Here is a 13,013-nt window from a genome sequence, read left to right on the forward strand (position 1 = left end):
AGAATAACCTTATTTAATTTTAAAAAGTCGCACCATCGATACCATTATTTGCCTCCCCATTAATACTAATTATAAGCTTATTAGGCAAACACACAATTATCTCGCCAGGCTGCGAAATCCATCCAACTTTAACATCCAATTGATTAGGACAATCAGCAGCTTTTACCTTTATACCATTGCGTTTAACCGATATGATATTGTAATTATCCTTGTCTGTTTTTATAGTAAACTCTTGTGGTTCCACTACCTTATTTAAATCAATAGTTTTAAGTACCTTGCCATCGCTCTTAATAACAGCCATGTTTTCTGCCCCCTTTACGGAAGTCTTATATATTGAAGCTAGACTTAATGTTATTATTACAATAATTAAAAGGATTATTCCAACTATTTTATCTCCACTCTTCATAAATAAACTCCTTGTTTGCTGCTTTAGAATTTAGTTTAGAATTTAGTTTAGCATTATAATATGAAGATACTATGAATATTGTTTTTATATATAATACCATGTTGTTCATACCCTTATTGCTGAGCATGATAAAATTGGAAAGCACCAAATTATTTGTTTTATAACATGAAAATTTACACATTGACAAAAATATAAATACATATTAGAATTAGTTGATAATGATTTTCACTATCACATGTTTGAAGGAGGTTTATAATAATGGATGTTTTTTTACCAGGACTAATAATTGGTTTTAGAGAAGGCCTCGAAGCTTTTTTAATTGTTGTAATTATACTTCAATATTTAAAAAAGAGTGGCAATACTACTTTTAGAAAAAACGCCTTTTCAGGAGCTTTAGTAGGAATTATAGCTTCACTAGGAATTGGCGGAATATTGTTTTTCATTTCAAAATCTATTGGTAAAACGGAGGAATTAGCAAAGTTGTGGGAAAGTTCAGCAAGTATTGCGGCACTAATATTAATAACTACTTTTATTTATTGGATGATAATACATGGAAGAAACATGATTACAGAAGTTCAAAATCAAGTAAAAACTAATCTTTCAGCTATAGGCATTTTTAGTATAACCTTTGTTATGGTTGTACGTGAAGGTGCTGAAATTGTAATATTTGTTTTTGCCGGTAAATATACTTTATTATCAATATTTACAGGGGTTGCTTTGGCATTGATCTTTTGCATATTGATTTATTTTTCTTTAGTAAGGATAAACTTAAAAATACTATTTAATATAACCTTAGCATACTTAATTCTACAAGCTGGATTTTTGCTAGGCTACGGCATTCATGAAGGTTTGTCTGCACTACATTCCTTAAATATTATTTCAAGTACAAGTCCTCTATTTGTTAAAGCGTTTGACCTCTCAAATACAATTTTTTACCATAAAGAAGGTATTATAGGACTTCCTCTTTACGTTTTAATTGGATGGTACTCAAAACCTGAAATAATACAATTTGTTCTTCAATATTTTTACACCTTCATTATGTTTTTTATTTGGTTTAAAAAATCTAAAAAATAGAATTATAAAACCATCTGAGCTCAGTCTCAGATGGTTTTATAATATTTTTATTCTTGTTTAGTTCTACATACCATCTTCATATAAATGTTGTATTATACTACATATACGTATAAGTAGTTAATTTTAATAACACCATATATTAAACGAGAATTGATCAATACCTTACTAAAAAAGTAAGAATACTACGAGGAGGAAATAAATGAAAAAATCAACTATATTATTTAGTACTTTATTAATAGCATCGATAGGCTTTGTAGGCTGCAGCACAAATAGCAGTAATAATACTAAACCAACCGATTTATTAACAAAAATAAAGAGTGAAGGAAAAATACAAATTGGTACTGAAGGGACTTATGCGCCATATACTTTTCATGATAAGACGGGGAAATTAACTGGATTTGATGTTGAAATTGCAGAGGAAATAGCTAAGCGTCTTGATGTAAACCCAGAATTTATAGAAACTAAGTGGGACGGAATGTTCGCAGGACTTGACGCAAAGAGATTTGACATGGTAGTAAATCAAGTTGGTATTAAAGCTGATAGACAAAAAAAATATGATTTTTCAGATCCATATATAGTTTCAAAAGCCGTACTCATAGTAAATACAGCAGATACTACTATTAAAAAGTTTGAAGATTTAAAAGGCAAGAAATCCGCTCAATCATTAACTAGTAATTTAGCTAAAATTGCAGAGAATAATGGTGCCGTACTTCAACCAATTGAAAGTTTTAATCAAGCAATCGACCTTTTAACGTCTAAGAGAGTAGACGCCACAATTAATGACAGTTTATCTTACTTTGATCTTATAAAGCAAAAGCCAGACCTTGCTATAAAGATTGTAGATGAGGAAGAAAATGCTCAGCCAAATGCAGCGATGTTTAACAAGGGAAATAAAGAATTAGTAGAAGCAGTTAATAAAGCAATAAGTGACATGAAAGCAGATGGTACTTATTCTAAGATATCTAATAAATGGTTTGCTGCAGATGTATCAAAATAATAAGGTGAAGATATGAATTTTGATGCACAAACACTAAGAATATTAGAAATAATTAAAGATTCTTTCTTTCCTTTATTAATAGCAGGTGTGAAGGTTACATTTCCACTAGCAGTGGGTTCTTTCATACTTGGCTCAATTTTGGCTATGTTAACGGCTCTGGCTCGTATTTCAAAATACAAATTATTAGTTTTAATATCAAGGTTTTATGTTTGGATAATAAGAGGTACTCCACTCCTCATACAGCTATTTATAATATTCTACGGATTGCCAAAGGCTGGTATAATAATTGGAGCTTTACCAGCAGCAATAATAGGCTTTACATTAAACGTTGGAGCTTATAACTCGGAAGTAATTAGAGCAGCAATTCTATCAATTCCTAAAGGACAATGGGAGGCAGCATCATCTATTGGTATGACTCATACTCAAGCGTTAATACGTGTAATATTACCACAGGCAGCTAGAGTATCAGTGCCGCCTCTTTCGAATTCCTTTATAAGTCTTGTTAAAGATACGTCACTAGCCGCGGCGATTACTTTAACTGAAATGTTTCAGATTGCTCAAAGAATAAATGCTGCAACATATGAGCCACTAGTATTATACATTGAAGTAGCCTTTATATATCTATTATTTTGTACTATATTATCTACACTTCAACAGAGGGTAGAGAAAAAACTTGAAAGATATGTGGCTAGGTAATTGGAGGAAATACATGATTAATATACAAAACTTACACAAAAGCTTTTGCGATAATGAGATTTTAAAAGGTATAGATTTGAGAATTGCAAAGGGTGAGACAACTATTGTAATAGGACCGTCAGGTTCAGGTAAAACCACTCTTCTTAGGTGTATTAATTTATTAGAAATGCCTAACAGTGGAACAATTACTATTGGAAATAGTAAACTTACTTTTGGTGAAAACAAAAGTCCTACTGAAAAGGAAATACTGACATTACGTAAGAATACAGGAATGGTATTTCAAGGGTTTCACTTATTTCCTCATATGACAGTAGTGGAAAACATTATGGAAGGCCTTGTTACTGTACTTAAGCAATCTAAAAAGGTAGCCCATGACACGGCGCTAATGCTTTTAGATAAGGTTGGACTTACTGAAAAATGTGATAGCTATCCTCATGAGCTTTCAGGTGGGCAACAACAAAGAGTTGCTATTGCACGTGCAATGGCTATAGAGCCACTAGTATTATTGTTTGATGAGCCAACATCTGCACTAGATCCAGAGCTTGAAGCAGAGGTACTTAAAGTTATGAAGGAGCTATCTCTTGAGGGAATGACAATGGTAGTTGTTACTCATAATATGAGTTTCGCAAGAGAAGTAGCAGACAATATAATATTTATAGACAACGGATTAATTACATACAAGGGAACACCTGAGGAATTATTCAGTAACACAGCTAGCGTGAGATTAAAACAATTTTTAAATCTAGTAACAGATTAAATAATAGAAGATGTAATATACTTCTACTTCCATATTACTAGGGTGTGCAAAATCCCACGCTATGTTTTTTGACATGACTAATTTTTTTTATAATTTATTAATAGAGTTCAATAGAATAACTTCAAATAAACAGAAATTCAATCTCAAGGCTTGACATACGCCTTGAGATTGAATTATAGTGTTCTTTCTCTGCCATTGTATCATTTCTGACAGCAATCTCAGCTATTCATTAGCTGTAGTTGTAACCGTTAAATTTTAATTTCTAGAATTTTTTTAAGATTTACCCTTTAAAAGTATATATTTTTTACTTCTATATTCTTCCTCTTTTATTTCTCCACGAGCAAATCTTTCACTTAAGATATTCAAAGAATTATCTGTAGTTTCTATATATTTAGCATTGTTTTGTTCTCGCCTAGAGGCTACATATATAATAATCCCAATTAAAATTATAGGAATAATCATCATTCCAAACCAACCTCCCATCATATTATATCCATATCCATATCCCATCATATAAAATCATCCTTCCATTATCTTTATATTATTATTTTAATTAAATGCTAGAATATTATCTTCCCATCATACTTCCATGAACCTCTATCATATCTTCTCTACCTACGGATTCCATCATATTAGCCATAGATTCATATCCATTCTCTCCCATTATATCAATCATTTTTTTATAGTCATCATCACTTATGTTATTCATGCTATCATTCATAGAATCAAAATCTCTGTTTTCAATTGCTTTTGACTCATCACTGAACCCGTTATCATTCATTATTTTTATCATATCGTTATATCTTCCATTTGACTTACCCCCACTATTTTGATCATCCATCATCGAGTTTGTATAATTATTTGATGATTTATCGTCATTATTTTGCGAACTAGTTATTGGTGTTTTGAAGTTGTCCAAAGTTGTATCATTTTTAACAGTTGCATATGCAATTGAAACGCCGCCTACTGTTAGGATGCCGGCTATTACTAAAACCATAATTTTATTTTTCATTTAATATCACTCCTTAATTTGTTTTTCTCTATACACTTATTCTACTACTCAATTGTGGAGTAATTATGAAGGTAATAATTTTAGTTTTAAATACTTTGAAAAATTATATATTAATAAGATGCCCAAATTGAGGTTTTAGTTAAATCAGTTCCATAGATACTAGCGCTAGCATGAGTCTCAGCACTGGTTTCAGTGTTCTCACTAGTAGTAGCATCACTTGAAGCATCTATTGCATTAACATCATCTACCACCTTAATTACTCCACCTATCATACCCATCCAGCAGCTGTAGTTTATATCTTTATCACCTGGAGTAAAATTTACAATGTTCTCACCAGATTCTAATTTTCTTTCTATATCTAGAGTAGGCACAACAATAGAATTATTACATGAAGTTAGCTGTTCTCCATTTATTATCCACTTAACAGGCACATTCTTTTGTACATATAATACACTAGGCGTGTAGCCACGTGCAGTTGCTGTCATATTTATTACTTGAACTCCATTTTCAACAACAGCTGTTGAACCTTTTTCAGGTGTATCAGTCTGCTCAGGAGAATTGTTTTGCTGATGAGCAGCACCCATTAAAGCTATAGGCGATATATAAATGCCAGCAAGAGCTAGACCACGATTACCCATAATAAGCCCTAGAACAACTATAAGAATTCCTCCAAATTTTACAAGTTGCTTTGTATTATCCTTACTTAAAAGGCCCGAAATAGCTCCAAATCCAAGCATTAAAGGTACCGTACCAAGTGCAAATATGAACATTGAAGTAGCCCCAATCAGCGCACTACCTGTTCCGAGAGCATATAATTGCATAGTTTGAAGAGGTCCACAAGGCATAAACCCGTTCAAACTGCCTACTATAAATGGAGTTTTTCCGCTCTTTTTAATATTGCACAAGGACCTTGGTAATTTTATGTTAAATCTTCTAAAAAGACTGTATCCAGACATATTGAGTCCCATAATGACCATAAAGATTCCAGCTAAAACCTGAAGCCCAGCCTTATATTGTAAAGACAGAGAAAAAACAGAACCTAAAGCTCCAACAATTCCGCCAAGAATAGTATAAGATATCACTCTTCCTAAATTATAAAATAGTGCAGGTTTTAAAGATTGAAATTCGCTTTTGTTTTCTGTGCCTATACTTTGTGATAACATTATTCCACCACACATACCAACGCAGTGAAGTGAAGTGAACACACCCACTATAAATAGAACAAAATAAGATGCGTTTGCTAGCTTAGATTCCATGTTGAAGCTATTACCAGCCCTACTTATAAGAAAAATAGCAAGAACTATTATTAGGAGTCCAATAAGTTTAAAATTGCCAGAATCCTCTGTACTATAACCTAGTTTCGAGATCTTTTCTTTAATTAGTGAATTATTGCACGTTTCATCATCATATTGAACAAACACACTTTCGCTTTTGTAGTTAGCCAATACCTTAGTAACTCCAAAGATGCTCATCAGAGACTTTTCTATTCTAGCTTCACAGGAGGTACATGTCATGTTGTAAACTTTAATATTTTGTTTTTTAATACTCATAGGTCACCTCTTTGTCTATTATATTTTTAACTATATTATACAAATGAGATGTGTAGATTTTATAAAGATGGACTTAAAAATTTTAATAAAAAAATATTGAATCCAGATATGCTATTTATCTGAATTCAATATTGATTTACCAATTACATTACTCTTCTACCTGTTATAAAATCTGTCCTTGTCATAGCTGAAATTTTAATTACATCTCCTGTACGTGGAGAATGCATGTAATTATTATCTCCAAGATAGATGCCCATGTGATGAGGGTTGTTATTAGTTCCAAAAAACACTAAATCCCCTGGCTTAAGGTTTCCCTTTGATACTTGTACCCCATCCTTTATTTGATGAAATGTTGCTCTTCCTAAAGAAATCCCAAAATGCTTATATACGTATTGTGTAAATCCTGAACAATCAAAGCCTGTTGAAGGCGATGTTCCACCCCATAAATATGGCGTTCCAAGAAAGTTAGAAGCATAGGCTATTACAGCATTTGCTGATACAGCGGTTGAGCCCCTTGAAGGTGTATATTTAGGTGTTGATTTTCTTATTTCATTTATTTTCGTTATGCTCTTACTTGCTAACACTTGCGGCTCACTTATCTGCCTTGCAAGAAGACTTTCACTGCTCTTTAGCTCATTTATCAATTTATTATTTAGCTCTTTATAAACAATCTCCTTGCTATTTATCTCAGCTATCAATTTATTCTGAGACTTTTTAGTAATGTCTATCTTATCTAGTTTTTGCTTGTTTTCTACTTTTATGTTCAACAATGTTTTCCTTGTTTTATTTAAACTTATCTTCTTTTCACTTAATTGCCTTTGGGTGGCTTCAAATTCACCGACTACTTTTTTATCAAACTTTATAATGGCTTTTATGTTTTCCACTCTTGATATAAAATCTCCAAAACTCTCCGAACTAAGGATTGTGCTTAAATACCCATCATATCCATTTATGTACATAGTTCTCATTCTACTATTGTATAATTCCTGCTCCTTTTGGGCTTCATTTTCAACCCTTTTAACCTCAATAGCGGCGCTTTCAATTGCCTTTTCTGTTCCAGCTATTTTACCTTTGTTTTCCTCAGTTTTAGCCATGATTGTTACAATTTCATTATCAAAATGTTCTATTTTCGTTTCAATTTCTTCTCTTTCTACTTGAATTTTCGTTAGTGCGTCCTTCTGCTGTTGTAACTTCTCATTTGTTGGCGTCGCTAATACAGTTATGTTTAAAGTAAAAATCAAACTTAATACAACTAGAATACTTCTCAGGGCATTTTTCATTAGTACATCTCCTTTGCTCTTTTATAATTTATAAATCTCAGAGCAAATATATCGTAAACTTATGAAGTTCTTATGAAGATTGTCCATATTTAAGTAATCCAATTAATTCCACTTCACTAGAAATATATATCCGAAAATTCAATATGAATCTTTTCAATATTACTATCAGCATTGAAATTATTATTAACATATTCATCTTCACTCTCTGGTAACTGTCTTATAGGAAGTTCAAAGCTAAATTCACTTCCTACATTAACCTGGCTTTCTAAAAATATTTTACCTCCATGCATTTCTACTAAAGCTTTAACTAAGGATAATCCTATGCCACTTCCTTCTCTATTTCTCGTAAGGGACTTATCAACTTGAATAAATCTATCAAAAATGCATGTTTGCTTTTCTTTTGGTATTCCAATGCCTGTGTCCCTAACAGATACAACAATACTATCACTTCTTTCAAATATATTTACTAAAAGATCCCCCCCTAATTTTGTAAATTTTATTGCATTTGATATGAGATTTAACATTATTCTTTCTATTTTGTCTTTATCACAAGCTATTATTTTTTCTTCGATTTCTGTATCAAATATAAGAGATATACCTTTATTCTCAACATATTCTGCTACAGACAAAGTTATTTCCTCTATAACACTAACAATATTACAATTACTTAAATGAATCTCAAAATATCCTGCATCTATTTTCGTTACATCTATTAAGTTGTCAATAAGTCTTACTAATCTATAACAGTTCTGTTTCATAGTTCTTAAATGCTTCTTGCTTTTTTCATCATTTTCCTTAAATAGCTCCTCAAATTTTAGATTCATAAGTTGTATTGTTCCTAAAATAACATTGATGGGCGTTCTTAATTCATGAGATATATTCGCAAAAAAGTCCGTCCTAAATTTATCATATTCTATGGCTTGATTTAAAAATATTTCCTTTTCCTTGTTTTCTTTTATAACTTGTTCAGCTTCAATCCGCTTAGTAATATCTCTCGCTGATAAAATCAAACCCACAACTTTGTTATTGTCATCTAACAGTGTATTAAAGCTAACATCCGCCCAAATAATACGTCCATCTACATGTATACCTCTAAATTGAATTTTTTGATTCATAGTTGTTCTAATTAATTTTTTTATTTTCTTTAATACAGCTTTTTTATCATCTATATAAACAAAATCTAAAAGATTTTTTCCAATTACATTCCCTATTCCATATCCAAGTATATCATTTTTAGCAGGTGTAATAAATTTAATAGTTCCATCTACATCAGCCTTTGCAATCATATCCGAGATATTTTCAGTTATCTCTCTTAATAGTGATTCATTCTCCTTTAGATTTCTCTCCATTTTTTTCCTTTGGTTAATATTACGAACTACTACTAAAACTGCTGATTTACCTTTATACTTAAAACCAGAGGTCCCAACTTCTACATCAATAATTATACCATCATTCGAAAGAAATTTTTCCTCTATAAATGATGTAACCATTCCTCCTTCAATTATTGTTTTTATTCTACGCTTAGCAAGATTAACATAATCAGGATGAACAAAGTCCATAACATCTCTTCCAATTATACCTTTAGGGTCTTTAATATCAAACAACCTTTCAGCTGTAGGATTAGCTAATACTATTTTACCATCACAATGCACACATATAGCATCAGGAGATAACTCAAATAATCTTTTGTATCCTTCCTCACTTTCTCTTAATTCACATTTGATTTTCTGAACTTTAATATCCTCCATATACATTCTATCCATAACTGCAGCAACCTGGAGACAAATTAGCTTAAGCATCTTCAATTCCATTTGGCTATAATGAGATTTTTTCTCTATGTATAAAATTCCCAGTAACTCTTCGTTGAAAATTAACGGATGAAAAATTTCAAATTCGTCGCTATCATTATTAATTATTTTTTCTTCCCTGCACGCACAGATTTGTTCTATACTGAATCTAAATATATTAGAGGTCTCTCTAATACTATTTTCATTATAAAAAATCACTTCACTACATTGTTCTTTCCATTCTACTACCACTTCAAAGTTTTTATCTACAGCTTCTATAACTAATATTTTTTTTGCCTTAAAATAACTATCTACTATATTAATTAGCTCCCTATAGAAAGCATTTCTATCATTTTCAAATAATAAACTCTTTGATAACTCAATAATTTTATCAATATCTATTTCTTGTAATACCTTAATATCATGTTCACTCATCTTAATCTCCCCTTTGTAAATCAATTAAAATTGTTGTTATTGAAAACTTTAACAAATACTATATTCTACAAAATATGTATTTCACCTTTATTCTGGTGCCACCCACGTGGCAAGTGGCATCTTACAAAAAAAATAAAAATGTATTAATCTTATTAAAAAAAGACCCCCTCTGGGGTCTTTTTTTCTCCTATTCTGTTTTGCCTGTAAAATGAAAATCCTCTATCTTTAATGTAGGTACATAATTAAAACCAAAGGCACCTGGAACTTTAATTCTTTCGGATGTTATTCCTGTAACTTTGTTAAAGGCATGTAACATACTTTCCGTGAATCTCATATTTTTTACAGCCCCTTTGATTTTACCATTTTCAATTAAAAATAGTCCATCGCGAGTTAGGGCCGTTAATATAGATTGTCTTGGGTCTACTATATTCATGTAATGGAATCTTGATACAATCAAACCTTTTTTTGTAGATTTTATAAGTTTTTCTAAAGTATCTTGTCCCCCCTCCATAACAATATTTATAGGTATGCCACCCTCTCCTGATGAATAACCAAAGGAGTGACCTGTTGGATTTACCTTATCTAAAGTTGCGGTTTTTGAATCATATGATAGCTCTTTAGCCACACCACTTTCAATTAAATTTAAGCTGGAGCGTCCATAGCCTTCAAAATCGAAGTAAAGAGGCATAGTATTTTCATTTTTAACATCATCCATTATAGTTATGTTCTCACCAAAAACCTGTTGCCCAAGCTTTCCAGTAAGGAAACTTGTACCTGTTCTTACATCCTTTGCACTAAAACTTATAAAACTCATATATTTTAAAAGATCTCCTACAGCTAATGGCTCTAGAATTACATCGTAGCTACCTGGCTCTATAGAAATTGGGTTAATACCCATTTTGCACTTATTAATTGCAACCTTAAATTGTTCTACTACATTTAATTCTTCAGCTTTATTTGTCACATATTCTGCATAACCTGATGCTCCATCTTTATGCATTACTACTGAGTTAAAGCTTACCGAGTCTATTCTTGCATATCTTCTAACATTTTTATTGTTACCCAAACACATTACAAAAGCTGTTAAAGATAGTGCCCCCGCTGTAATATAATCCTCCTCTAGTAGTTCGATACCCTCCTTTATAAGTTTGGCTCTATTTAAAATACTAAATTTATACCCTAGTTGAGTATCATAATCCTCTGAAGCAATTTCTAATGGAAATAAAATTTCAGGAAGCTCTATATCTCCTTGTGGTAATAATTTTAAATTCTCTTCTGCTTCATAAACAGCCTTTATTAATTCTTCTTCTGACAAAAGATTTGTTGTAACTTCTGAAATCTTTTTATCATGAATAATAGTAATAGTTACACTATCTTCTTCATTATATACATTTTGGTGTATTTCAGAATTTGCAAAACGAGTAAGCCCTTCCTCCTTGCACATTATAGATACCATAGTATAATAATTACATTTGCTTAGAACCCTATCTATTATTTTATATGCCTCTTTCTTATTTAACATCTTTAACACCTACCTTTACATTCCTAAATCTTGCAGGGGCTGTTCCATGACCTACATGAGCAGTTTGTCCTGGTTGACCCTTACCACAATTTGGTAATCCATAAAGTGTCCAGTACTTTTCATTACAAACCCCATCGCAACTTCCCCAAAACTCTGGTGTTATCCCTGTGTATATAGTATTTTTATAGATTTTCCCTGTAAGTTTACCGCTTTTTATTTCATAAGCTACCTCTGTACCAAACTGAAAGTTAACTCTTTTATCATCTATGCTCCAACTTTTATTAGTACATAAATATAGTCCATTTTCTATACCTAAAAAAAGCTCATCTAATTCAAAAGTTCCAGGCATTAAGTTTATATTTGTCATTCTTACTATGGGCATATTCTGCCATCCATCAGATCTATTTGTACCATTAGATATTTGATTGATTTTTACAGCTGTGTCTCTTGAGGTAATAAAATTCCTAAATATACCCTTGTCTATAATAACAGTTCTTTGTGACTTAACCCCATCATCATCATATCCATAAGAACCTAACCCCTTTGGTATTGTACCATCTGCTACTACAGTAACAAATTCTGAACCATATTTGAAGTTTTCATTTAGTTTGTCTACAGTCACAAAACTCATACCAGCGTAAGCAGCCTCTGATCCAAACACCCTATCTAATTCTACAGGATGTCCTATACTCTCGTGTACCTGAAGTGCTAATTGCGAACCATCAATAACTATATCAAAGCGACCGCTTGGACACTCTTCTGCCTTTACAATTGCATCTGCTTCCTTGCCAACGCGCTCAGCATTTTCTACAAGATTTAATGATTTAACATATTCATATCCAGCTGTTGCAAAGTTCCCACCAAAAGAATTAGGATAACTTCTTCCCTGTACATCATCGTTACTTGAAGATAATGCTTCAATACCTGCACCTGATTCAAAAAGAGTTTGAGTTATATAACTTCCCTCTGTATCCGCATAAATTTTTTCTTCCTTTCTAAAATCCATAGAAGCTTTAGTCTTGCATAAATTTGCACTCTTTCTCATAGTCTTTTCAGCTTTTAAAAGAAGTTCTATTTTTTCTGTTTTTGACACGGTAAACGGGTCAATCTCTATAGGTGTTATGTAATTATCTACCACTACATCTTTTTCTGCCATCCTTATTTTTTCTGTCTGAACTATTCTACTAGCCTTTGCTAAATCAAGAGCATACAATGCAATTTCATCTAATTTACTTAAATCTTGCGTACTAGCAAACCCTAAAGAACCATCTACTATAACTCTAATACCTAACCCTTTACTTCTTGAATTTGAAATATTCTGAACATTTAAATCCTCAGTAGAAATGTTTTCAGACATTCTATCAACCATTCTTATATCCGCATAATCCACACCTTTTTCTTTTAACATTTTTAAGATTTTTATTATTTCATTTTTCAAGATACAACCCCCTAGTATTCTTCTCGTTAAATAAATTTTATATTAATATCATTATACTT

Annotated in this window: 12 protein-coding genes; 4 read left to right on the forward strand and 8 right to left on the reverse strand. The window is 31.7% G+C overall.

The genetic code is table 11. The annotated features are described in order from the left end of the window. Nucleotides 1-19 precede the first annotated feature (19 nt). Complete coding sequence (locus tag ACREWB_RS20500; RefSeq protein ID WP_431549317.1) at nucleotides 20-406, reverse strand: NusG domain II-containing protein; 387 nt, start codon at nucleotides 404-406, stop codon at nucleotides 20-22. A gap of 258 nt (nucleotides 407-664) precedes the next feature. On the opposite strand from ACREWB_RS20500, the gene ACREWB_RS20505 reads away from it, so the two are divergent. The 4 genes from ACREWB_RS20505 to ACREWB_RS20520 all read left to right on the forward strand — a co-directional run bounded on the left by ACREWB_RS20505 (nucleotide 665) and on the right by ACREWB_RS20520 (nucleotide 3,930). Then, nucleotides 665-1,480, forward strand: a complete 816-nt coding sequence (locus ACREWB_RS20505) for an FTR1 family iron permease (protein WP_431549318.1) — start codon at nucleotides 665-667, stop codon at nucleotides 1,478-1,480. A gap of 199 nt (nucleotides 1,481-1,679) precedes the next feature. Beyond that, the gene (locus tag ACREWB_RS20510) at nucleotides 1,680-2,477 is read left to right on the forward strand and encodes an amino acid ABC transporter substrate-binding protein (protein WP_431549319.1); all 798 of its coding nucleotides are present in this window, start codon (nucleotides 1,680-1,682) and stop codon (nucleotides 2,475-2,477) included. A gap of 12 nt (nucleotides 2,478-2,489) precedes the next feature. Continuing rightward, a complete protein-coding gene (locus ACREWB_RS20515) occupies nucleotides 2,490-3,173 on the forward strand; it encodes an amino acid ABC transporter permease (RefSeq protein ID WP_431549320.1) in 684 nt (227 codons plus the stop codon). Between the two features lie 13 nt (nucleotides 3,174-3,186). Further along, nucleotides 3,187-3,930, forward strand: a complete 744-nt coding sequence (locus ACREWB_RS20520) for an amino acid ABC transporter ATP-binding protein (protein ID WP_431549321.1) — start codon at nucleotides 3,187-3,189, stop codon at nucleotides 3,928-3,930. A gap of 273 nt (nucleotides 3,931-4,203) precedes the next feature. Here the strand turns inward: ACREWB_RS20520 and ACREWB_RS20525 are convergent, their stop codons facing one another. The 7 genes from ACREWB_RS20525 to ACREWB_RS20555 form a co-directional block, all read right to left on the reverse strand. Continuing rightward, complete coding sequence (locus tag ACREWB_RS20525) at nucleotides 4,204-4,443, reverse strand: SHOCT domain-containing protein (RefSeq protein ID WP_431549322.1); 240 nt, start codon at nucleotides 4,441-4,443, stop codon at nucleotides 4,204-4,206. A gap of 55 nt (nucleotides 4,444-4,498) precedes the next feature. Beyond that, the gene (locus ACREWB_RS20530; RefSeq protein WP_431549323.1) at nucleotides 4,499-4,942 is read right to left on the reverse strand and encodes a hypothetical protein; all 444 of its coding nucleotides are present in this window, start codon (nucleotides 4,940-4,942) and stop codon (nucleotides 4,499-4,501) included. Between the two features lie 110 nt (nucleotides 4,943-5,052). After that, nucleotides 5,053-6,492, reverse strand: coding sequence for an urease accessory protein UreH domain-containing protein (locus ACREWB_RS20535; RefSeq protein ID WP_431549324.1), 1,440 nt, complete (start codon nucleotides 6,490-6,492; stop codon nucleotides 5,053-5,055). 143 nt (nucleotides 6,493-6,635) lie between these two features. Continuing rightward, nucleotides 6,636-7,772 (reverse strand): C40 family peptidase, encoded by a 1,137-nt coding sequence (locus ACREWB_RS20540; RefSeq protein ID WP_431549325.1) that lies wholly within the window; start codon nucleotides 7,770-7,772, stop codon nucleotides 6,636-6,638. A 116-nt stretch (nucleotides 7,773-7,888) separates the two neighbouring features. Further along, nucleotides 7,889-9,994: a PAS domain-containing sensor histidine kinase gene (locus tag ACREWB_RS20545; RefSeq protein WP_431549326.1), complete on the reverse strand. Its 2,106-nt coding sequence runs from the start codon at nucleotides 9,992-9,994 to the stop codon at nucleotides 7,889-7,891. A 187-nt stretch (nucleotides 9,995-10,181) separates the two neighbouring features. Further along, nucleotides 10,182-11,516: a TldD/PmbA family protein gene (locus tag ACREWB_RS20550; RefSeq protein ID WP_431549327.1), complete on the reverse strand. Its 1,335-nt coding sequence runs from the start codon at nucleotides 11,514-11,516 to the stop codon at nucleotides 10,182-10,184. Further along, nucleotides 11,506-12,954: a TldD/PmbA family protein gene (locus tag ACREWB_RS20555; RefSeq protein WP_431549328.1), complete on the reverse strand. Its 1,449-nt coding sequence runs from the start codon at nucleotides 12,952-12,954 to the stop codon at nucleotides 11,506-11,508. Before ACREWB_RS20555 ends, ACREWB_RS20550 begins: the two co-directional genes overlap by 11 nt. Nucleotides 12,955-13,013: the final 59 nt, after the last annotated feature.

It is taken from the genome of Clostridium sp., assembly GCF_050717635.1.
Taxonomy (GTDB): domain Bacteria; phylum Bacillota; class Clostridia; order Clostridiales; family Clostridiaceae; genus Clostridium_AD.